Origin of the sequence: Clostridium sp. UBA2485 (assembly GCF_002341865.1) — a bacterium.
GTDB lineage: Bacteria > Bacillota > Clostridia > Clostridiales > Clostridiaceae > Clostridium_J.
Map to the genome: position 1 here is coordinate 1 of NZ_DDOV01000060.1, position 25,073 is coordinate 25,073.

The 25,073-nt window shown below is 30.8% G+C and carries 17 protein-coding genes and 1 riboswitch; all 17 genes read left to right on the top strand.

Annotation, left to right across the window (positions count from 1 at the left end):
* Positions 1-383: 383 nt before the first annotated feature.
* The 17 genes from B3603_RS12630 to B3603_RS12710 all read left to right on the top strand — a co-directional run bounded on the left by B3603_RS12630 (position 384) and on the right by B3603_RS12710 (position 24,937).
* The gene (locus tag B3603_RS12630) at positions 384-1,496 is read left to right on the top strand and encodes a PQQ-dependent sugar dehydrogenase (protein WP_291565403.1); all 1,113 of its coding nucleotides are present in this window, start codon (positions 384-386) and stop codon (positions 1,494-1,496) included.
* Positions 1,497-2,127: 631 nt separating this feature from the next.
* Positions 2,128-3,153: a helix-turn-helix domain-containing protein gene (locus tag B3603_RS12635; RefSeq protein WP_291565454.1), complete on the top strand. Its 1,026-nt coding sequence runs from the start codon at positions 2,128-2,130 to the stop codon at positions 3,151-3,153.
* A 1,139-nt stretch (positions 3,154-4,292) separates the two neighbouring features.
* Positions 4,293-5,267, top strand: a complete 975-nt coding sequence (locus B3603_RS12640; protein ID WP_291565406.1) for an ABC transporter substrate-binding protein — start codon at positions 4,293-4,295, stop codon at positions 5,265-5,267.
* 71 nt (positions 5,268-5,338) lie between these two features.
* Complete coding sequence (locus B3603_RS12645; protein WP_291565457.1) at positions 5,339-6,382, top strand: FecCD family ABC transporter permease; 1,044 nt, start codon at positions 5,339-5,341, stop codon at positions 6,380-6,382.
* A gap of 1 nt (position 6,383) precedes the next feature.
* Positions 6,384-7,154 carry an ABC transporter ATP-binding protein gene (locus B3603_RS12650; RefSeq protein ID WP_291565409.1) on the top strand — a complete coding sequence of 257 codons (771 nt, stop codon included), beginning with the start codon at positions 6,384-6,386 and terminating at the stop codon, positions 7,152-7,154.
* Between the two features lie 126 nt (positions 7,155-7,280).
* Positions 7,281-8,621: an MATE family efflux transporter gene (locus tag B3603_RS12655; protein ID WP_291565412.1), complete on the top strand. Its 1,341-nt coding sequence runs from the start codon at positions 7,281-7,283 to the stop codon at positions 8,619-8,621.
* Between the two features lie 244 nt (positions 8,622-8,865).
* Positions 8,866-8,970, top strand: a riboswitch (SAM riboswitch).
* Between the two features lie 82 nt (positions 8,971-9,052).
* Positions 9,053-10,228, top strand: a complete 1,176-nt coding sequence (gene metK, locus B3603_RS12660) for a methionine adenosyltransferase (protein WP_291565417.1) — start codon at positions 9,053-9,055, stop codon at positions 10,226-10,228.
* 463 nt (positions 10,229-10,691) lie between these two features.
* Complete coding sequence (locus B3603_RS12665; RefSeq protein WP_291565420.1) at positions 10,692-12,902, top strand: ATP-dependent RecD-like DNA helicase; 2,211 nt, start codon at positions 10,692-10,694, stop codon at positions 12,900-12,902.
* A gap of 15 nt (positions 12,903-12,917) precedes the next feature.
* Positions 12,918-13,925 carry a hypothetical protein gene (locus tag B3603_RS12670; protein WP_291565423.1) on the top strand — a complete coding sequence of 336 codons (1,008 nt, stop codon included), beginning with the start codon at positions 12,918-12,920 and terminating at the stop codon, positions 13,923-13,925.
* Positions 13,898-14,575 (top strand): ComF family protein, encoded by a 678-nt coding sequence (locus B3603_RS12675; RefSeq protein WP_291565426.1) that lies wholly within the window; start codon positions 13,898-13,900, stop codon positions 14,573-14,575. The genes B3603_RS12670 and B3603_RS12675 overlap by 28 nt, the downstream gene beginning before the upstream one ends.
* Positions 14,576-15,064: 489 nt before the next feature.
* Positions 15,065-16,804, top strand: a complete 1,740-nt coding sequence (locus B3603_RS12680; RefSeq protein ID WP_291565429.1) for a DNRLRE domain-containing protein — start codon at positions 15,065-15,067, stop codon at positions 16,802-16,804.
* Positions 16,805-17,212: 408 nt separating this feature from the next.
* Positions 17,213-17,689 (top strand): BclA C-terminal domain-containing protein, encoded by a 477-nt coding sequence (locus B3603_RS12685; protein WP_291565431.1) that lies wholly within the window; start codon positions 17,213-17,215, stop codon positions 17,687-17,689.
* A 479-nt stretch (positions 17,690-18,168) separates the two neighbouring features.
* Positions 18,169-18,699: a ribosome hibernation-promoting factor, HPF/YfiA family gene (gene hpf / locus B3603_RS12690; RefSeq protein ID WP_291565433.1), complete on the top strand. Its 531-nt coding sequence runs from the start codon at positions 18,169-18,171 to the stop codon at positions 18,697-18,699.
* 318 nt (positions 18,700-19,017) lie between these two features.
* A complete protein-coding gene (secA, locus tag B3603_RS12695) occupies positions 19,018-21,522 on the top strand; it encodes a preprotein translocase subunit SecA (RefSeq protein ID WP_291565435.1) in 2,505 nt (834 codons plus the stop codon).
* A 2-nt stretch (positions 21,523-21,524) separates the two neighbouring features.
* Positions 21,525-22,629, top strand: a protein-coding gene (gene prfB / locus B3603_RS12700) for a peptide chain release factor 2 (protein WP_291565437.1) whose coding sequence is annotated in 2 segments (ribosomal slippage) — positions 21,525-21,602 and positions 21,604-22,629 — 1,104 coding nt in all. Because the reading frame shifts where the segments join, the coding sequence is not laid out codon by codon here.
* A 542-nt stretch (positions 22,630-23,171) separates the two neighbouring features.
* Positions 23,172-24,488: a histidine--tRNA ligase gene (gene hisS / locus B3603_RS12705; protein ID WP_291565439.1), complete on the top strand. Its 1,317-nt coding sequence runs from the start codon at positions 23,172-23,174 to the stop codon at positions 24,486-24,488.
* A gap of 275 nt (positions 24,489-24,763) precedes the next feature.
* Entirely contained in the window at positions 24,764-24,937 is a 174-nt protein-coding gene (locus B3603_RS12710; protein WP_291565440.1) for a hypothetical protein, read from the top strand.
* Positions 24,938-25,073 lie beyond the last annotated feature (136 nt).

Consider the following 25,073-nt stretch of genomic DNA (forward strand, 5'->3'; position numbering starts at 1 on the left):
GGGGCAGACTGTAAATCTGTTGCGTTTCGCTTCGATGGTTCGAATCCGTCCTCCTCCACCAAGTAAAAAGCTACATTTGTTACCTTATTTTGAGGGCTCAAATGTAGCTTTTATTCTATAAATAATTATGTTTTCATACGTAGCAGTCAAAAGTCTGCTACGTTTTTTATTGTTTGTATACTGGAATTAAATTCCTCATTTTTCAGACGAAATCTTTAAATTAGCCTATTAATATGAAAATATTGCTTTATTTCTACTATTTTTCAATGATTCTTTAGTGAAAGTTTTAAGGCATGGTCAATAATGCATTAAAACAAATATCTCATAATATAATTAAAGTATGCATTTAGATATGGATTTATTTAAATTTGGAGGATAATAGTATGAGAGAAACGATTTACAATGTTTTGTGTAATATTATATTGCGTAGTCGTAATGCAACTAATGCCAAAGCTAATGTAGTCACATCAAGGCAATTTCCTTACGAGATTGAAATTATCGCTGAGAATCTATATGTACCGTGGGCTATAGCGATAAGCGATGAAGGCAAAGTGTATTTTACGGAGCGTTCTGGAGCAATTAGAATAGTTGAAGATGGTAAACTTAATACTCAGCCGCTCATTACATTCGGTGCACCCTTTATAAGTCAGGGGGAAGGCGGATTAATGGGGATTGTGCTAGACCCAAATTATTCACAAAACCATTATATGTATGTTATGCATTCATATGTAGAAGGTAATCAAATCTATAATCGTGTTGTCAGATTAGTTGAACAGAATAACAAGGCAACCATTGACCGGATTCTTCTAGATAGAATCCCTGGTGGACAAATTCACAATGGAGGAAGGATAAAGATAGGATCGGATCAGAAATTATATATAACAACAGGAGATGCAGGAAATTCTGCATTAGCACAAGAGGTAACTAGCATAGCGGGAAAGATACTGCGAATAGAATTAGACGGCAGTATTCCTGAAGATAATCCAATTATTAATTCACCTGTTTATAGCTTAGGGCATAGAAATCCTCAAGGCTTAGCGTGGAATTCAGAAGATATCTTGTATGAATCAGAACATGGACAGACAGGACATGATGAAATAAACATTATACGACCAGGAGCTAATTATGGATGGCCTCTCGTTCAAGGAAACGAAGAATCCAAAGAAGTTGTAACACAAAAACCTTTGATACACAGCGGAGAAGATACATGGGCGCCTTCTGGTATTGCCTTCGTAAATCAAGGACCATGGCAAGGAAAATTACTAGTTGCTACTTTGCGTGGAGAACAACTACTTGCAATTTCATTAAATGAAAAAGGAACAGAAGTGGAGAATGTGGAATCATGGCTAAAAAGTGAGTATGGACGTTTGCGTGAGGTTATTCAGGCGAAAGATGGATCAATTTATCTAACAACCAGTAATATGGATGGCAGGGGCAATCCTAATATAGATGATGATAAAATCATTCGGCTAATTCCGAAAAAAAGTGATATTTAGAGAGCAAAAGAGAAACCATTTTGCTCATAGTATCATGTGAAAAATTTTTCGAGCTGCTCTCATGGATGATGCAACATGTTTCTTGTTCGTCAATCCTACTTGCTTTTCTTTTGAAAAAAAGAAAAATAGGTAAAAGAAAGCCAAATTCTTCTCGCGTGGTTGATTGTATCTAATAGTGAACTTGTTTCCATAGGGGTGATTGTAATAATTATAATTCTCAAACTAACAGTATTTTAATATGCTATTGCTACAGATAATAATCATAGAGAGCAAGAGAACAATGACATTTATATTTACTTAACTTCTCAAAAGATATCTTTAGTAAGATGTCTTTTTTTATTTTCATAGAGAATTAATAGAAAAATTTTATCATTTTGAGAGTTATATAAGCAATATTGACAAGAAAATTCCATTATGCTAGTATTATCTGTAATTATTAGGCTGTAACTCCTATTGGTACTGTTGATTTTGTAATTTAGACGATTTCTAAGTGGTTAAGAGTACAGACTGTAAACTTGTTGGTGATTTGGAGATTTGGAGATTTAATTCTCCACCAAAAACTAACTACTTAATGAATATATCAAGTTTTATGGTAAAATATTTTTTAATTACTAGAAAGGCAATTATAAATATGGAATATAGATTTCACATAGATATAAAAGAAGGATATGAAGACATGCTTATGCAATATTCAGAAATGCGAAGGCAGTTTTCAACGATACGTGATTTCAAAGCCAATCAAAATGACAAGGAAACTATATATGATATAGATTCCAACTATGGAGAAGGATGCATAAAAGTTTATAAACTAATGGGAAATGTAACACTTACAATTTTTGATGTAGTCTTCCACCATGATATTATAACAGAGTTTGATTTATCACAAGAATACTTTGAAGTAGAATACTGTGTTGCTGGTTGTTTATCCATAAAAGAGTCCAAGGTTGGCAACATGTGTTTGACTTCAAATGATCTTTCTGTATCAATGTCTCGAGGGACATGCGGTTCAGTAAGATATTGTGCCGGTCAGAAATATCAAGGGATTTCCATTACTGCTGAAAAAGGGACTATTGATTCTTATTTCGGAAGTTGTGGAATTGAACTTTGGGAGGATACAATAGAACAATTGGAAAATACACTTCGACAACAGTATTATCAAGGAATAAAAGCATCTCCTGAAATTGGAAATGTATTTTTACAAATATTCAATTGTAGTTTGCCTAAAAAATCAAAAATTTTATTCTTTGAAAGTAAAGTAATGGAAATATTCTCGAAAATAGTATCCTATGAAATTCTCGGAGCAGACATAATAGAGCAAGTATCTTTGAGTGAATTTGAAATCAATCAAATTAAAAAAGTACCAGAAATACTAATGACGAATTTATATGAACTTCCAACTGTCAGTACCCTATCAAAGCAATTAGCTCTTAACAGAAACAAATTGGCTAAAGGCTTTAAAATTGTATATGGAGACACTATCTTTAGATATCATCGAAAAATGTGTTTGCAGCGTGCTGCTACATTATTGCTGGATACAAATAGGTCAATTAATGAAATTGCTTTGGATGTAGGATACTCAAATCCAAGTAATTTTTGTTGTGCATTTAAAAGGGAATTTGGAATAACACCATTACAGTATAGAACTACATCACTTTAGTTTCCAATTGCTAAATATATAATTCTGTAATACTCACTTATTTGCAAGTTTTATTCTTAGATTTGTACAGTTTCTTAGTTTATCAATTTCTCTTTAAACTTAAAGCCACAGGGGAATACCTGTGGCTTTGTTTTGCTTAAGATAAATTTCAATTTTAAAAGTTAATAACTATTAAATAATAAATTCTTTGAAGTATTTTAACGAATATAGTATGAAATAGTCTTAAGTAAAACTTATAGTTACTATATATAAATTTTTCCTTCATATTAAGCTTACCATGGTCATTTTTTACATCTTCTTTTCAAAATCATCATGTTCTTTTTAATCTACCAAAGTTAGTAAAGATGATGAGGTAATTTGATAGAACATAACACATAAATATTTGTGATTTCAAAAGTTCTTTTATCAACATAAACAATGCTTGTATCAACATAGTTAGTAGATATTATTTCAGTATAATAGTACATGATTCATATGAAATTAAGAATCATTACCAGTAAAGAGGTGAAAATGTAAATATATATGAAATTTATGTAGATTAGTGAAGCGTTTAGCCACCTAATAATTTTTTAAAGTAATGTAATCACTTCTTATAAAGCACGAGTAATATATTGCTAGTAAAAAATAATTAAAGAAATTATTTTGATTAAAACTAATTGCCACCACAATTGTCAATTGTCCATTTATTAAAGTTGTGAATTGAAATATTTAAGGCAGTTTATCTATATATGCTACTTATTTAAAGAACTTAATTAAAGTTATAGGAACATTTTAAAGACACATAAATTAAGTATTATCAAAAATAGGAATTAGATTCTAATGCTGACCAAATAGAAAATTGCCAAGTATTATAGATAATATTTATAGTGATTACTTGAACATATAACATAGTATATTCTTCTATTAAAATTAGTCATTGATAATTTTAATAGAAGACACAGATTATGTGCTTAATTATTACACGAATACAATTAGCGTTCGTCTAAATGAGGTGGCGAATTGAATTCTAAAAATTTATATTATTTACAAGACAACAGAATTACTTAGGAGGTAGGAAAATGTCAAAAAAATTTACAACGTTGTTTTTAGCAATAGCCTTTTGTATTTCTATGTTGGTGGGGTGCTCTCATACTGAGAAGATGCAAGATAATCAAGAGCAAAGCCAAAATAATCAAGATGCAAAACTAAATCAAGAAAAAAGTGACGCAAAAGGGGAAAATCATTATCCTGTCACTATTAAAATGTATACGAATGAAGGTAAAGAAATAGAACAAACCATTGAAAGAGAACCTAAAAAAGTTGTAGTTATTGGAGAAACTATGGCTGAACTCATGATTGAATTTGGGCAAAAGGATAAAGTTGTTGGTGTAGGTTATCTTAATCAATCCTTTTCAAAATATGCTAATCAAATTAACCAGATGCCAATTATTACAGAATCGTGGCCATCTAAAGAAGCTGTACTTGCATTGAAACCTGACATTATCTATTCCATATCTTCAGCTTTTAAAGAAGAATTATTGGGGGATATTTCTTTTTGGAATGACAGGGGTATTCAAGTACTTTCCGCTGTAAACTTTACAATAGGACGCAGCATCGAGGAATATTTTACGGAAATTAAGAATTTTGGAATGGCTTTTAATGTTAGGGGTGAGACCGATATATATCTAAAAGAGCAGAACTCTAGAATCAATAATGTTAAAAGGATAGCTCAAGGGGCTAAAGAAACTCCAAAGGTATTGCTTATTGGAAGTACACGAGAAACCTATTATTACTATCCACCTTCTTGGTGTATTATTGATGAAATGATTGAAGGTGCAGGCGGAGAATATATGAAATTGTCAGATAATGGATATATCGAGATGTCAATTGAGGCAATTATTGCTGCTAATCCGGAAAAAATTATTATCACAGAATTTCAGGAGCCTAACAGTGAGATGATAAAAAACAAACTACTTTCAAACGAAAGACTCAAAAATGTCAGTGCAATAAAAACAGGAAATGTAATGGTGGCAGAATATACAAATTCGATAAATGGTGGTCTTCAACTTGCTGATCTATATGAAGATGTAGCAGCATTTATTCATCCTGAATTATTTGGGGGAAAGGAAAAATGATATTAAAGATAAAACAAAGCGATAGGAAAGATACTTCAACAAATTTTGAGTCTGTATTAAAAAGCCGATATATGTTTAATTCAATAATCCTTTTATTAATTGTCACTATTGTATTTTCTATTATTATTTCAGTATCTATAGGGCAAGTGTCTATTCCTTTTAATGAATCCTGTAGAATATTGATTTATAAATTAACAGGTATACAAATTGGGAATCTTAGTCAACTTACGTCAGGAATGTTTGTAGATATTATTTGGCAGATTCGTTTTCCAAGAGTATTGTTAGCAATGATTGTGGGTTCAGGGCTTGCTTTATGTGGAACTGTTATGCAAGCTTCTGTACAAAATCCATTGGCTGATCCATATATATTGGGTATTTCCTCAGGTGCTTCTTTAGGAGCAACATTTTCTATAATGATAGGTTTTGCTAGTACAAGTATTATCGGTGAGATGGGGATTGCTTTTTGGGCATTTATTGGAGCTTTAGGAGCTGCTATTTTGGTCTTGGTGCTCTCGAGTATTGGTGGCAAAATGTCTTCTGTCAAGTTAGTTCTTGCTGGAACAGTAATTAATGCGTTATGTAGTGCATTTTCAAATTTTATTGTTTATTTTGCAAAAGACTCAGAAGGAATTCGTTCTATAACTTTTTGGACAATGGGTAGTCTTGCTTCTGCCAAGTGGGAGGATTTACCCTTAATCGTAACGGTTGTGATGATAGCTATTATTTTTTTCTTGTTACAATCAAGAATAATGAACACAATGTTAGTGGGCGATGAAGCTGCAGTTACTTTAGGAATTAATCTTAATTTTTATAGAAGGCTTTATATGGTTATTTCATCTATAGTTACAGGTGTAATTGTAGCAACATGCGGTATCATTGGATTCGTTGGTTTAATTATTCCTCATATAGTTAGAAGTGTTGTTGGTTCTGATCATAAGCGGCTTTTACCAGCAGTTATCCTTACTAGTGCGATTTTCCTTATTTGGACAGATATATTGGCAAGAACAATCATACCAAAAGGTGAATTGCCAATTGGTATTGTCACAGCTCTTCTTGGTGCTCCTATGTTTATGTATATGTTAATTAAGAAAAGTTACGGATTTGGAGGAAAATAATATGAATTTAAAAGTTGATAATATACAAGTTGCACTTTCAGGAGCTGATATTATAAAAGACATTTCTCTCTATGTTGATAGTGGACAATTTGTTGGTATTATTGGACCCAATGGATGTGGAAAATCCACTTTGTTAAAAAGTATATATAAAGTAATTAAGCCTAAACAAGGATCGGTATTTTTAGATGAGAAAGATGTTTTAAAATCTAGTCCAAAGTCAATTTCCAAAACAATGGGAGTTGTTGGGCAATTTAATGATATGAGTTTTGACTTTACTGTATATGAAATGGTCATGATGGGTAGAACCCCTCACAAAAATTTAATGCAATCAAATAATAAAAGTGATTATGAAATTGTTAATGAAGCCCTTAAGAAAGTAGATTTAGTTTCATATTCAAATAGAAGTTATCTAACTCTTTCCGGTGGTGAAAAACAAAGAGTTATATTAGCTAGAGCTATTGCTCAGCAACCTAAATTTTTAATACTTGATGAACCAACAAATCATTTAGATATTAAATACCAATTACAAATTTTATCAATTGTTAAGTCCTTAGAAGTTGGTACTTTGGCTGCATTACATGATCTTTCTCTTGCTGCAACTTATTGTGATATTTTATATGTTTTAAAAAGTGGAGAAGTAATTGCAAGTGGAGTTCCTAATGAAATCCTAACAAAAGAGCTTATAAAGCACGTATATGAAATTGATTGTGAAATTTATAAGAATCCTGTAACTGGTGGACTAGCTATTGCTTACAATCCTATATTAGATTGAACATAATTTATTTCAATAATTTAAAGATATATAGATTACTTTAAATTATGTGAAAAGAGAAAAAATGCTATTTTAGAAGACGAAATTTAAGTTTTTAACTTAAATAGATATTTGGAGGTGTTTGATTTGGAAACTGATATGACAAAAGGGAAGCCAATGAAGATGATTATTCGATTTGCAATTCCAATGTTTATTGGTAATTTGTTTCAGCAATTTTATAATATTGTTGATACAATTATTGTGGGTCGATTTGTGGGAAAAGAGGCATTAGCTGCTGTTGGTTCATCCTTTGCAATTATGACATTTGTGACATCTATTTTGATTGGGCTTTCTATGGGAGCATCTGCACTTTTTTCTCAACTTTTTGGTGCAAAGCGATATGAAGAATTGAAAAAAGCAATTTCAACTTCCTTTATATTTATCTTTATTATAAGCATTACGCTTACGGTGATAACATCTCTATTTATGGGGCAAATAATTCAGTTGTTTCAAATGCCACCAGAAACAAGAGCATATGCTGCTGATTATTTGAGGTTTATATTTGCAGGGCTCATTTTTTCAGGAGTTTATAATGCATTTTCTTTTTTGCTTAGAGCTATTGGCGATTCCAAATCCCCACTTTACTTTTTAATTTTATCTGCTGTAATCAATATAATTTTAGACTTGGTTTTTACTATAATATTAAATATGGAAGTAACAGGTGTTGCATTGGCAACATTTATTGCTCAGGGTATTTCAGCGGTTAGCTGTGCTGTGTATGCAATTAAACGTATAGATTTTATTAAATTTAAGCGTCAAGATATTGTATTTGATAGGCAGATGTTTAAAACAGTTGCTAGCTATTCTATTTTAACTGCTGTACAACAATCTGCATCAAGCTTTGGTATGATGATGATTCAAGGCCTCGTTAATACTTTTGGTGCTATAGTAATGGCGGCCTTTGCAGCTGCTTCAAAGATTGATTCTTTTGCTAATATACCTATGCAGGATTTTGGTAATGCTTTTTCTACCTATGTTGCGCAAAATAAAGGTGCAGGAAATATGAAAAGAATTCGTGAAGGGATCCGTGGTGTTTCAAAAGTTATAGTTATATTTTCACTGGCTATTTCTATACTGGTTTTTGTTTTTGCACCACAGTTGGTATTAATTTTTGTTAAGAAGGAAGCTGTTGATGTTATTGAAGTTAGCGTGTATTATTTACGTATTGTATGTGTGACTTATACATTGCTTGGATTTTTACAAATGTTTTATGGATTTTATCGTGGACTTGGCGAAGTTAATGTGTCTATTATTCTCACTTTTGTTTCCCAAGGAACTAGAGTACTCTTGGCATATGGTCTTGCAATAACACCTTTAGGATTTACTGGGATATGTTTAGCAATTCCTATTGGATGGTTTTTATCAGATACCTTAGGTATTTTTATGTATAAAAAAATTATGGGAAGAGAGGAAGCAATAGTAATTTAGAATTTATTAAGTTTATTTAGTAGAGATTTTAACTGAAAATAAATTGGAATTACTTTTGACTTAAAATAAGTTATACCTAGATTATGTATATATTGCAAAAAGACATCCTTATAGAGTGCCTTTTTGTAATATATGTAAAATTTGTGGAAAAATTTTCTCCTTAATATAATTTACAGTAGTAATGTTGACAGGGAAATGACATTATGTTAGTATTTATCTAGTAAACTTAATAATAAAATATTTACTCTTATCAAGAGAGGTGGAGGGAAACGGGCCCTGTGAAACCCGGCAACCGGTGCGTATGTACAACGGTGCCAATTCCTGCGGAAGTAATTCTGCAAGATAAGAGAGTGCGAGTATGTATATTTAGCCTCTTCTTATCTAAGAAGAGTTTTTTTATTTTATAAATATAGTGAGGAGGAGATTTGAAGATGAGAAGATTATTCACTTCGGAATCAGTTACAGAAGGGCATCCAGATAAAATGTGTGATCAAATATCAGATGCGGTTTTAGATAGTATATTAGAAAATGATCCTAATGCTAGAGTAGCTTGTGAAACAGCAGTAACTACTGGTATGGTTATGGTTATGGGAGAGATAACTACTAATTGTTATGTAGATATTCCAAAGGTAGTTAGAAAAACTGTAGAAGAAATAGGGTACACAAGGGCTAAATTTGGATTTGATTGCAATACTTGTGCTGTATTAACATCTATTGATGAACAATCTCCAGATATAGCTCAAGGTGTTGATGAAGCAATAGAAAAAAGAGGACAAGAAAAAGAAGAAATTGAAGCTGTAGGAGCTGGAGATCAAGGAATGATGTTTGGATTTGCTACATCTGAAACGGTAGAATATATGCCTCTTCCAATAGCTATGGCTCATAGATTATCAAGAAGGTTAACAGAAGTTAGAAAAGATGGAACTTTAGAATATTTAAGGCCAGATGGAAAAACTCAGGTTACAGTTGAATATGAAGATGAAAGACCGGTAAGAATAGATACAATAGTTATATCAACTCAACATTGTCCAGATGTTTCTCAAGAACAGATCTATGAAGATTTAATGAAACATGTTGTAAAAGCTATAGTGCCATCTGAATTATTAGATGAAAATACTAAATACTACATTAATCCAACTGGAAAATTTGTTATAGGTGGACCACAAGGCGATTCAGGATTAACAGGAAGAAAAATAATTGTTGACACTTACGGCGGATATGGAAGACATGGTGGTGGAGCATTTTCAGGAAAAGATCCAACAAAAGTTGACCGTTCAGCTGCATATGCTGCAAGATGGGTTGCTAAAAACTTAGTAGCTGCTGGAGTTGCAGATAAGTTAGAAATAGAACTTGCATATGCTATAGGAGTAGCTAATCCTGTATCAATTGAAGTTGATACTTTTAGAACAGGAAAAATATCAGATGACAAGATTGTTGAAATAATTAAGAAAGTATTTGATTTAAGACCTGGTGCTATAATAAAAGAATTAGACTTAAGAAGACCAATATATAAGCAAACAGCTGCTTATGGCCATTTTGGAAGAACAGATTTAAACCTTCCATGGGAACAATTAAATAAAGTAGAAGAAATTAAAAAATACATGTAGTAATAAACCCTGTACTTGATTTAGTACAGGGTTTTATTTTTTATATAATCATACATATATTAATCATTAAATAGAAAATTGTTAATTTACATTTAAAAGGTTTGTAATGATTCTGAAATGGTAAAAATATATTATGAATAGGGTATATTATATTTAATTCACAATTTACAATGCAAAATTCACAATTATGGACATTTCTCAGCAGAATCTGAGCAATTTAAAATTGATTTATTTTTAAAGTGACATAGCCACTTTAATTAAAAAATTTATTAAAGAAATTGGTTTAATTAAAACTAATTTCCACCATAATTGTCCATTCTTAATTCTCAATTGGCTAAGTGTGTAGCTCTATTCATCTATATATTAACTTTTAAGGTAATTTACTTATAAGGTTTAAAATTAGAAACTATATAAGGGGCTATGTTATAATTAATCAAAAGAAGAATTTTTAGGAGAGATTTTCATGACAGATATAACAGGGATAATAGATGATATTGTCTTTAAAAATGAGGATAATGGTTATACCATTGCCAATATAAGAAATGGTAATATTAAAAAAACTATTGTAGGTATAATCCCTTATATTAGTGAAGGTCAGCATTATAAGGTAACTGGAGAGTGGGTAATTCATCCTAAATTTGGTGAACAGCTAAAAGTACTAAGTATTGAAGAAATTTTACCAAGTAGTATTTTAGGGATAGAGAAGTATTTAGCTAGTGGGGTTATCTCAGGAATAGGACCTGTTACTGCAAAAAAGATAGTTGATTTTTTTGGAGAAAGAACTTTAGAAGTTTTAGATAATAATATAGAGCGATTAAGAGAAATTAATGGTATAGGGGAGAAAAAAATTGAACTTATAATGAAATCTTATTCCTCACAAAAAGAACTTAGAAGCATTATGATTTTTTTTCAAACCTATGGAATCTCCGCTAATCAATGTATGAAAATATATAAAAGATTTGGAGCAAATTCTGTAGGAATTGTTAAAGAAAATCCATATATATTAACAGAAACTATATCAGGAATAGGTTTTAAAACAGCAGACAATATAGCAAAAAATTTAGGCATAGATAAAGATTCTCCTTTTAGAATTAAAAGTGGAATAAGATATGTTGTAAATGAATTTTGCCTTTTAGGAAACACATATATGCCATTAGAGAGGCTTATTGTTAGGTGTAAAGAGATTTTATCTGTTGATGAAGAAAACATTCAAAAATCCGTATATGATAGTGTTTTAGAAGGAAAATTAAAGATAGAGAATATATATGGAGAAAGTGCAGTTTTTACTATTCCATATCTTTATGCAGAATTGGGTGTAACAAGAAAAATTGTTGAACTTGCATCAAATTCCTATGATGAGTTAGAGGTTAATGGAGAAAAGGAAATAAAGTCTTTTGAAAAAGAAAATAATTTAAAGTTTGCAAAATCACAAATTGAGGCTATAAAAGGAGCAATATCTTATGGGGTTGAAGTTATTACAGGAGGTCCTGGCACAGGAAAGACTACAATAATTAACTGTATTGTTAGCATATTTGAAAAGGCTGGTATGAAGGTATTTATGGCTGCGCCTACAGGTCGTGCTGCAAAAAGAATGACAGAAGCTACTGGAAGAGAAGCCAAAACTATTCATAGACTTTTAGAGATAGGTGCAGGAGAAGAAGGTATTGAACTTTTGAGAGATGAAAGTAGTCCTCTTGTATGTGATGTTCTAATAGTAGATGAGGCTTCAATGATAGATATTAATTTAATGAATAACCTTTTAGGAGCAATATCATTGGGCACAAGATTAATAATAGTAGGAGATGTAGATCAACTTCCATCTGTAGGTCCAGGAAATGTGCTTAGAGATATTATAGAGAGTAATTCTATAAGGACTGTAAGACTTAATGAAATATTTAGACAGGGTAAAGAAAGTATGATAACAGTAAATGCTCACTTAATTAATGATGGTAAAATGCCTATGTTAAATAAAAAAGGTAGCGATTTTTATTTTATAGAATGTTATGATACAGAAAAGATATTAGAACAAATTATATCTTTAATAAATACTAGACTTCCCAAATTTAATAGATCATGGGATAAAACAAAGCACATACAAATTTTATCTCCTATGAAAAAGGGTATAGTTGGAATAGATAATTTGAACAAAGAGCTTCAAAATATATTAAATCCTCAATCAAAAGATAAATTGGAAAAGGAATTTAGAGATATAGTTTTTAGAATTGGTGATAAGGTAATGCAAACAAAAAATAATTATACTTTAAAGTGGAATAAATATAATACAGAAGACGAAGCTACTGGTGTTGGGGTATTTAATGGTGATGTAGGCTATATAATTGATATTAAAGAAGAAAATGATACAGTTGTAGTTAGTTTTGAAGATGATAAAATTGTAGAGTACGACTCTGTATTTTTAGATGAACTTACACTTGCCTATGCAATAACTATACATAAGAGTCAAGGTAGTGAATTTCCTGTAGTTATAATGCCAATGTTTATGGGGCCACCACTACTTATGAATAGAAACTTATTATATACAGGTATAACCAGAGCAAAACAAATGGTTGTTCTTGTAGGTTCGCAAAAAGCTATTAGTTTTATGAAAGATAATGATAGAACTTTTGAAAGATATTCAGGACTAAAATGGAGAATAGAAGAAATATTTGATATATGATTTGAGGAGATAACTATGGCTATAAATATAAACATGTTTAGAGGTAAGGAAGAAGTAAGTCAAGATATATTAAGATATTGTCGAAATAAACATGATAGATTAAATGTTATTTCTTATTTTTATAATACAGCTACAATTTTTTTAGCTACCATATTCTATTATTTAAATAATAGTAAATCTATAGTGTATATAACTAATGAAGTTGAAGATAAAATAGAGATTCTAAATCATATTAATAAAGAAAAATATGTGTATTTAAAAGACTCATCACAGGAAGTTAAAGATAAGATGATTATATGTAACTATAATAGGGCATTATACTTAGGTAATAGATATGATTTAATTATCTTTGATGATTTAGGATATATGCCACTTCAAGATAAAAAGAGTATAGAAAGAATTCTAATTGGGCTTTGTAGTGATAGTGGAATAGCTATTTCATATTCTATTGAATCTGTGTTTTTAAAGGATGATAATATATATTTTCCTATGAATAAGAATAAAACACCACTAATTGAACCAAGAGTAATTACTACGAGAATTAACATAAATGAAGATTTACCATTAGCAGCTTATGAATATTTAACTTGGGCTATATCTTTAAATAGAAGAACTATAATATATGTACCAGATAAGGTTAAAGTTCTAAATATTTATAGTTATATGGATAAATTAAAAAGAAAATTAACAGAAAATATATATTACCATATAAAAGACAAAAAAGATAAGACATATGTTAAAAAATTTTTATTTTCAAATAATAGTATTTTAATTACCGATGATTATGATGAGTTTCATGAAGATTTAAATAATATTAATGTAATAGTATTTTTTGCAGATGATAAAATTTATGATTATAAAACTCTAGTTTATATTACAAGTAAGGTAGAAAGAGCGGAATCATTAGAACGAGGAGAAGTGATTTTTCTTTGTAAAGAAGAAACACAAGATATACATAAGGCTAAATTTATAATGAGAGAATTAAATAGGAAAGCGTGGGAAGAAGGATTTTTAAAGTTTTAAAATATTTAATACATTGTATATCTTTAGTAATATATCCGACGAAAGAACAATGCATTATATGTAAATCTTATACTAAAGATAAAATAATATGTAATAGTTGTGAAAGCAAAATAAAGTTTATTAATAAGAGTTTTTATATAATAAGGGAAAATAAGAGATATAAATGCTATATTATAGCAAAGCATGATGACATTATTAAAAAACTTGTATTGTCTTTAAAATATTTTAATAATTATTTAGCAGCAGAGCTTTTAGGTAATTATATGAGTGATTTAATTGATAAAGAAGCTTTAAAAGTTGATATAATTACTTTTGTACCTATAAGTAAAAATGTAAGAAGAAAAAGAGGATATAATCAAGCTAAACTTCTAGCTCAGGTAGCATCTTCTAAAATTAATAAACCTTGCTTAGATATATTAGAAAAATTCAAAGAAACTAAGGATCAAATAGGATTAGATAAGGAAGAAAGATGGAGCAATGTTTGTGATTGTTTTAAGTTTAATGAGAAGTTATGTATTAAGGGAAAAAATATTTTATTAATTGATGATGTTATAACTACTGGGGCCACAGCTGTAAATTGTGTAAAATTATTAAAAAAATTTGGAGCTGGAAGAGTATACATCTTGACTGCTTCAAAAAGTGTAGTATAATAATAAAATATGAGTCGGGTTTGTGGTTGAAAGTCGATGCCAGTCGCAGGCAAAACGATCCACGTAAGTTAAACAAAGTTTTAATGAGCATGGTGCGGCTTAGAAGTAAGTCCTGCCGTGAAAAACGAGAGGGTTAGTAGTGAGAGGGTAAATCTGGGTAGCGAAAGCTCCAGCAGGCGAGTGTGGGGTCAAAGACCAGGTCAAACGGCTTAAAAATAATGCTATGTGTACAATATTGTATACATAGCATTATTTTTTATTAAGAAAAATATAATTAAAAGTTTTAAAACATAATAATCCTTTTATGTAACTTATAATTTTTAAAGTAATTTAGTTAAAATAGAAAAATAATTTAGATTTTAAATAGAATAAATTTTACTAAAAATAAAGGTTATTCTATTTAAGATACTTACTATCATAAATGTATAAATAACTATAACCAATTTATAGATTTAAGCATAAAATAAATATGATAGGGGGGATATATATATGAATAATATAACATTGTATCCTAAAGCGGATATTTTTGTGACATCACAGTTTTTTAATGCTAATTTTTCAAATGTAAGATATTTATTTACAGGTAATAAATCGATAACTCAACCATTCAATAAATTGTTTAGATCATTGCTAAAATTTGATTTTAGTGATTTTGAGAATGAGAATGTAAAAATAGAAAAAGCCTCTTTATATTTATATGTAAGTCATAAGTTAGACATGCACTTATTTAATGAAGATATTAGACTTTATAGAAATGTAGAAGATTTTGATGATTATCTAGCTACTTGGAATCATTCCCCAAGTTATTCTGAAGATTTCTATTGTACTACTATGGATGATGTGAAAGTTGATTCTTATATTGAATTTGATATTACTTCATTTGTAAATGGATGGATTAATAATAAGTATCCTAATTATGGAATGACTTTAGTTGGATTAGAAAATGATACGGCTACTTTAATACAATATGATTCAAGTAGGAGCGACAATTCACCTTATATTGAAGTTGAATTTTATTATTATGATGAAGATGATGAATTAGAAGAGTATGGAGAAAGAAGTATCTCTAGAGGATGTTGTCATAATCATTGTAATCATTGTAATCACTGCATACAATGTGTTGTAGGTCCAACAGGTCCAACCGGTCCAACGGGAGCAACGGGAGCGACGGGAGCAACAGGTCCAACCGGTCCAACCGGTTCAGCAGGAGCAACTGGAGCAACAGGTCCAACCGGTCCAGCAGGCCAAGCGGGCCCAACCGGTCCAACCGGTTCAGCAGGAGCAACTGGAGCAACTGGAGCAACAGGTCCAGCAGGCCAAGCAGGCCCAACCGGTCCAACAGGCCCAGCAGGAGCGACAGGCCCAACCGGTCCAACCGGTCCAGCAGGAGCAACTGGAGCAACAGGTCCAACAGGCCCAGCAGGAGCGATAGGTCCAACAGGTCCAATCGGTCCAACAGGTTCAGCAGGAGCAACGGGAGCAACAGGTCCAACCGGTTCAACAGGAGCACCAGGAGCAGACGGAGCACCAGGAGCAACAGGTCCAGCAGGAGCAACGGGAGCAACCGGCCCAACAGGCCCAGCAGGTCCAGCAGGAGCAACGGGAGCAACCGGCCCAACAGGCCTAGCAGGAGCAACAGGAGCAACCGGCCTAACGGGCCCAGCAGGTCCAGCAGGAGCAACAGGAGCAACTGGCCCAGCAGGTCCAATTGGTCCAACAGGAGCAACTGGTGCAACAGGAACGACAGGCCCAACCGGTCCAATAGGTCCAACAGGAGCGACGGGTTCAACGGGAGCAACAGGAGTGACTGGCCCTCAGGGATTATCTGAATATGCCTATATTTATAATCTACTAGCTCAAGTTGTTGCATTAGAAGCAGATATAATCTTTAGTACTAACGGTGTTATTGTAGGTACGATTGCCCATACACCTGGAACATCTACAATTACTATTGGCACTGCGGGAGACTATGCTGTCTGGTTTAATGCTGCTGGTGTAGAACCAAACCAGTTTGCTGTTTTCCAAAATGGGGCTCCCGTTGCCGGGGCTATTTATGGGTCTGGTGCCGGAACTCAGCCAAACCCAGGTATGGTAATTGTCACTGCAGCAGCAGGTGATGTTTTAACTTTGAGAAATCATACAAGTGCTGCGGCAGTTACCTTACAAACGCTAGCAGGCGGAACACAAATTAACGCCAATGCCTCTATATTGATTCAAAAGATTAGCTAAACCATACTTGTAAATTTCTTTGCAAGCAAGCTGGTCAAGGATATATAATAACAATATCCTAAATCAAATAGATCAAAACTGCACTACAAAGACTCGATGTGTGAAAGAATTATAATCCTTAAAAACCTAATAAAAATAATGGGGCTGTCTCAAAAGTAAAGCATAGAGATAGCCCAATCTCTATGCTTAGAAACCAAAAAGCAGATTCCTAAGAGCCTGCAAATTGGTGTAGAATTATATTATGGAAACAAAACTGTACAAAGACTATAGCAAAATGGCGGATATATTAAACCGGTATTGATGTGGGGTTTTATGATAAAGTGCTGTCTGCGCTTATAAAGAAATGCTTTTCTGAAAGAAAAAAGAGCAACGTTTGCGAAAAAATTAAAATTATTTTTTTGTCTATACTTGGCACTGCATAAAGCAACAGGTTCATGCGGATCAGGAGCAACTGGGCCAAACGATCTAACTGGAGCTGGAATAACCAGTTATGGATATTTTTACTCACCAGGTACAGCCCTTGGACTAGAAGTATTTTTAGGAGGAGCCAGCTTAACATTAACAAATAATGGTGTGGTTGTAGGATTGACTCATACACCAGGAAATGCACAGGTAACAGTGAATAATGCTAGTGATTATGAAGTTGAGTTCATAGTTGCTACAATTATAGGTGTTAATGCAGCCTTTGCAATTGCAGTAAATGGTGTAATTCAAACTAATATTAATTATAGTGTTCTAGTAGCAACAGGAGAGGTTAGTGGACAGGGAATTTTAACATTAGCTGCAGGAGATCAAATAACTATAGTTAATAACTCGCTTATTCCGGTAACTTTATCATTAGCATCAACAGTATCAATTTCACTAACAATTAAGCAATTAAGATAATATAATATTTTATATAAATTTAAAATAGCTCTTTGAACTTACAAAGAGCTATTTTTTTAAAAAAAAATAATTTTTTACTTTTAATCTAATTAAAATTATTTTCATTAAATAGTTTTTACATATTAATAATTAAAAAATTTCAACATAGATTATAATAAAAATATCTATATGCAATTTATAATGCTTAAAAAAGGCATAATAGCACTGAAAAGTAATAAGAACTTAGTGCGTCTTATGCTATATTTTCTCATACCCACGCATATAATTATTATATCATAATTATAAATAAACTGCATTTGTAAAAGTCTATAGAAAAATATAATGTGAAAGAGAGTAAAAGACATGTAGAGGGATATTAGCTTTATGTTTCAAAAAATTCAAAAAAATTAAATTGAAAGTAATCAGCATAAGTATTACAATATTGATACAAACTAAATATGGAACATGAGTGCTACAAACTCTAGAAAGGGGTTGTAATTATGAAAGTAAAATCAATAGGTAAAAACATCGAATTAACAGAGGCACTAAAAGAAGTGGTAGACAAGAAAATCTCAAAGTTAAGCAAGTACTTTGCGGAGGATGTTGTGGCTAATACAACCTTAAGTGTTGAAAGAAATAAACATAAAATAGAGGTCACAATACCATTTAATGGTGTGACATTGAGAGCTGAAGAGAAAAATGAAGATATGTATGCAGCAATAGATTTAGTTTTAGATAAAATTGAAAGACAAATAAGAAAACAAAAAACAAAATTGCAAAGAAAAAATCATGGCGATTCATTAAGATTTCATAATATAGATGATTATGTTTATGACGATGATAATGTTGAACCTAGAATAGTTAAAACTAAAAGATTTGCAATAAAACCAATGTCTACTGAAGAGGCAATTCTTCAAATGGAACTTTTAGGACATGATTTCTTTGTATATAAGAATGGGGAAACATCTCAAGTTAATGTATTATATAAAAGAAAAGATGGAAATTATGGTTTAATAGAACAACAATTTTAATATTTAATATATAAAAAGCTGGTAGACACTCTACCAGCTTTAATTTAATTTTGTTCCAATTCTTTTTTAAAATGTTAAATTAAATTTACATTATTTTTTTAATAATTTTGAATAATATAACACAGAAAGTTGAAGGAAATATAAATAAATGCTATAATTTTAAAGTGCATATTTATTTACTATTAAACATAAAGATGAATTTACTACATATTATTATTAGCTTATTTGGGCTATAATTTTTATATGTTATAATATCAGTAGTTGCTAAAACCAGTTATACATAAATCAAAGTTTAGATGAAGAGTGAGGATGACGGTCATGAAACTTTTTGAAAAGATTTTTGGAACATATAGTGAAAGAGAAATAAAACATATTATGCCTATAGTTAAAAAAATAAACGAATTAGAAGCAGATATAGAGAAACTAAATGATGAACAATTAAGAGCAAAAACAGAAGAGTTTAAAAATAGACTTAACAACGGTGAAACTTTAGATGATATACTACCTGAAGCAGCAGCAGTGGTAAGAGAAGCATCTAAAAGAGTTCTTGGCCTAAGGCATTATGACGTTCAGTTAATTGGTGGAATTATACTACACCAAGGAAGAATTGCAGAAATGAAAACTGGAGAAGGAAAAACTTTAGTGGCGACTCTTCCAGCATACTTAAATGCCTTAACAGGTAAAGGCGTTCATATAATTACAGTTAATGACTATCTTGCAAAAAGAGATAGGGATGAAATGGGAAGAGTTCATGAATTTTTAGGACTTACAGTTGGAGTTATTATTCATGGACAAAGTCAAGCTGAAAAACAAGAACAATATGGTGCAGATATAACTTATGGAACAAATAATGAGTTTGGATTTGATTACTTAAGGGATAACATGGTTGTATATAAGGAAGAAAAGGTTCAAAGAGAGCTTAATTATGTTATAGTTGACGAGGTTGACTCTATATTAATAGATGAGGCTAGAACTCCGCTCATTATATCTGGTGAAGGAGAGAAATCTACAGAGTTTTATAGAGTTGCAGATTTCTTTGTAAAATCATTAAAAGAAGAATCAGATTATACAAAAGATGAAAAGGCTAACTCTGTTATATTAACAGATGAAGGTGTTGAAAGAGCAGAAAAATATTTCCATGTTGAAAACTATGCAGATCCGGAGAATATGGATATTCAACATCACGTAGTTCAAGCGCTAAAAGCTAACTATATGATGAAAAATGAAAAAGACTATATCGTTAAAGACGGTGAAGTTATAATAGTTGATGAATTTACTGGAAGGCTAATGGAAGGTAGAAGATATAGTGATGGTCTTCACCAAGCAATAGAAGCAAAAGAAAATGTTAAAGTAGAAAAAGAGTCTAAAACTCTTGCAACAATTACATTCCAAAATTATTTTAGAATGTATAAAAAATTAGCAGGTATGACAGGTACAGCACAAACAGAAGAAAGTGAATTTAGAGAAATCTATGGATTAGACGTTATTGTTATACCAACACATAGACCTGTTGTAAGAAAAGATCAGCCAGATACTATATACAAAACTGTACAAGGAAAATATAATGCTATAGTTAATGAAATAGCTGAAACTTATAAAAAAGGTCAACCAGTACTTGTTGGTACTGTAAGTATAGAGAAGTCAGAGATATTATCTATGATGTTAAAAAAGAAAGGAATACCGCACCAGGTGTTAAATGCTAAATACCATGAAAAAGAAGCGGAAATAGTTGCTCAAGCTGGACAAAAATCTATGGTAACAATAGCTACTAACATGGCTGGACGTGGTACTGACATAAAACTTGGAGAAGGTGTTGTAGACCTTGGAGGACTAAAAATAATCGGTACAGAAAGACACGAGTCTAGACGTATAGATAACCAGCTTAGAGGACGTTCAGGTCGTCAAGGAGACCCAGGTGAATCAAGATTCTATATATCATTGGAAGACGATTTAATGAGAATTTTCGGTTCTGAAAGAATAGCAGGAGTTATTGAAAAATTGGGGCTAACAGAAGATGATGCTATAGAGAGTAAGATGGTAAGTAATGCTATAGAAGGTGCACAAAAGAAAGTTGAAGGTAATAACTTTGATATTAGAAAGAATGTTGTTAAGTATGATGACGTTATGAATAAGCAAAGAGAAATTATCTACAGTCAAAGAGAGAAAGTGCTTACTGGAGAAGATTTACAAGATCAAATTCAAGGTATGATAGAAGATGTTATAGAATCAGCAGTTAAATCTCATATTAGTGGCGTTGAAGAAACTTTTGATGATGAACTTAAAAATCTTATAAACTACATGGAAGAGCTATTTATGGAAAAGGGAACATATACTTTTGATGAGCTTGAGAAAATGTCAAATGATGAGCTTAAAGAAAGTTTCTTAAAAGTTGCTAAAGAAATGTATGCTTATAAGGAAGAGGTATTTGGCGAAGAACAAATGAGAGAAATAGAAAGAGTTATACTTCTTAAAGTTGTTGACTCTAAATGGATGGATCACATAGATAATATGGATCATTTAAAACAAGGTATAGGCTTAAGAGCATATAAACAGCAAGATCCATCTCAAGCATATCAAATGGAAGGTAGCGATATGTTTGATGAAATGATCGAGAATATTAAAGTTGAAACGGTTAAATATTTATTCCATGTGAGAATAGAAAAGGCACCAGAAAGAGAAAGAGTAGCTAAAGAAACTTCAACTAATGAAGATAGTTCACTGACAAAAGTGCCTTTGAAAAAGAAAGAAAAGCCAAATAGAAATGACCCTTGCCCATGTGGTTCAGGACATAAATATAAAAACTGTTGTGGAAGAGGAGAATAATATTGATACTACAATTAGAAGAAGCATTAAATGAAGTAAATAATCTTAAAGAAAATTTAGCGGAAGTGAGGGTTTCTCTTTGACCTTGCATCTCTTAAAAAAAATCTTCATGAATTAGAGATGAAAATGCAGGAACAAAACTTTTGGGATGATGTAAATAAGGCTCAAGAGATAACTCAAAGCGCTAAGACTATTAGTGATAAAATAGAAAAATTTGATTCTGTAAGTGAAAAAGTTGAGGATTTGGAAGTCTTAATACAGCTTAGTATAGAGGAAGAGGATGAAAGTTCTTATAGAGAAATTAAAAAAGAGCTTAGGGAATTAAGTGATATTGTTGATAAGTTTAAAATAGAAATACTACTATCTGGTGAGTATGATAGAAATAATGCTATTGTAGCACTTCATACTGGTGTAGGCGGTAATGATGCTCAAGACTGGACGGAAATGCTTTATAGAATGTATACAAGATATTGTGAAAAACAGGGTTTTAAAGTTGAAGTATTAGATTATATACCGGCAGATGAGGCAGGAATTAAAGGTGTTACTTTAAAGATAAGTGGAGAATATGCCTATGGATATTTAAAAGCTGAAAAAGGTGTTCATAGACTTGTTAGAATATCTCCATATAATTCTAATGGTAAACGTCAAACTTCTTTTGCTGGTTGTGAAGTCTTACCTGAGCTTACTGAAAGTCAAGATATTGAAATAAGGCCAGAAGATTTGAAAATCGATACTTATAGATCTGGTGGGGCTGGAGGACAGCATGTTAATAAAACAGAATCAGCTATAAGAATCATGCATATACCAACAGGTATAGTAGTTCAATGTCAAAATGAAAGAAGTCAGCATACTAATAAAGAGTATGCCATGAAAATGCTTAAAGCAAAACTTATCGATTTAAAAGAAAGAGCACATAAAGATAAAATAGAAGATTTAACTGGAGAAGTTAAAGATAACAGTTTTGGTAGTCAAATACGCTCATATGTGTTTCATCCATATAATCTAGTAAAAGACCATAGAACAAGTGTAGAAACTGCGAATATAAATGCTGTGATGGATGGAGAACTTGATGAGTTTATAACTGGATATTTAAAGCAAAACAAATAGAAATGATACCTCTAGGAACTTTACCTAGAGGTATTATTTTTATATAAAAAAATAATTAATATATTTATTTCATTATTTTCTTTTATATTAAAGATAAAGAAGATAAGTTTTATGGATAAGAACTATAGAGGTTATAAATGAATATTATAGAATTAGTATGTGGATATCTTTAAAAGATAATTATGTAATCTATTTTCTATAATATTAGATCAACATAATTCACCTATAGACTAGTTATTTCATTTAAGATGTATAACTTCAACTTGCATATATGCAAAATATATGTTAAAATATTCTAAATTTTGATTCAGGAGGAATAACTGTGATTTTAAAATATCAGTTAATAAATTACACAATTCATCATCATCATTATTAAGACTTGATTTATGGAAAAAATTAGCCATAGATACAAGTCTATTAATGTTAATAGGATATTGTAGCTATGGTGATGATAAGATAAATACTAAATTATCAGCCCTATAGGTACAGCACCTATAGGGTTTTTTTATTATTAAAATTTATAATTTATTGGAGGGAAAATAATGAGTAAAGAAATTGTAAAACCATCTATACTACCAGGGTTTATGGAATTATTACCACAAGATCAAATATTGTTTAATAAAATCCTTGAAAAAATACAAAAGGTTTATGAGAGATATGGATTCATACCTATGGATACGCCGGTGATTGAAAAATCGGAGGTTTTATTAGCTAAAGGGGGAGGAGAAACAGAGAAGCAAGTTTATAGATTTAATAAAGGAAGTAGTGACTTATCTTTAAGGTTTGATTTAACAGTTCCACTAGCAAGATATGTAGCTGAGCATATGTCAGACTTAACTTTTCCATTCCGTAGATATCAAATAGGAAAGGTGTATAGAGGAGAGAGAAATCAAAAGGGACGATTTAGAGAATTTTATCAATGTGATATTGATATTATTGGTAATGGAAAATTAAATATTATAAATGATGCAGAAATTCCAAGTATAATTTTTTCTATATTTAATGAAATAGGATTGAAAGAGTTTAAAATACACATAAATAATAGAAAAATAATGAATGGTGTTTTTGAGCATTTTAAAGTTTTAAATAAAGTAGAAGCTTTAAGAATTGTTGATAAAATAGACAAAATTGGTACAGAGGCAGTTGAGTCAGAACTAGAAAAAATAGATATTCCTGTTGACAACATTAAAAGAATTATCGAGTTTATTAATATAAAAGGAAATAATGATGAAATATTAAATTCTCTTAAGAAGCTAGAGATTTCAAATACTTCTTATATTGAAGGAGTAGAAGAACTTTCAAAAGTAATCCACTATATGAGATGCTTTGGAGTACCAGATAAGAATTTTATTATAGATCTAAAGATTACTAGAGGATTAGATTACTATACAGGCACTGTTTATGAGACTATGCTAGATAAGTATCCACAAATTGGTTCTGTATGCTCTGGTGGTCGTTATGACAATTTAGCAGAATATTATACTAAGGAGAAACTTCCAGGGGTTGGGATATCCATTGGTCTTACAAGACTTTTTTATCAACTAAAAGAAGCTGGAATTATAGAAAGTAAAGGAGTTTCAACATTAACAGAGGTTTTAGTAATTCCAGTAGATGATTCTCTAGATTATTCTATTAATGTTGCTAGTAAACTAAGAGAGGAAGGAATTATTTCTGAGGTGTATTTTGAGGAAGGAAAAATATCTAAGAAATTGAATTATGGAAATAAACTAGGTATATCAAATATAATTTTAATTGGAGGTGAAGAAGTGAAAAGTAATATATTAACTTTAAAAGATATGAATACTGGAAATCAGTATAAGTTAACTCTTGATAAAATAATAGAAAAGATTAAAAATTAGATAAACAATAAGAATTTCAAATTTATATAAGGAGTGCAAAAGAAAATAATAATCTATTATTTTCTTTTACACTCCTTATTTTAAACATTACTATTAGTAACATACAAAATAAGGTAAGATTAAAAAAATAAGGTTAATATAATTTAAAACTATTCTAAATCATTATTTTATAAGGATATTTTAAACTATATTAAGGAATTTATAGGATTTTTAAAAGGTATTTTTCTAGAGATGACAGAATATAGATGTTAAATGGAATTTAAGGGGGAATAGTTTTGAATGTTCTTGTTACATTAATGTCAATTGTATATATAATAGTTATTTTATGTACAATTGTTATGGGAGTATATGGTTTTATATTGTTTGTTAAACTTGCTCGTAGAGGGATTAAAGCCCTTGATATTTATATAGATGAAAAAATAAATAGTAAAGATAAAATTAATAATTAATTTTAGAAAATGAAGATGATGAAACAATGCATTAAAAAGTTTTAAAGTCATGTGATTGCCAAATGTTAATAGATAAACTAAGTATATTTACTAGAATTTTATTATGGTAGTAAAGAAGTTATTTATTTTAGATTTG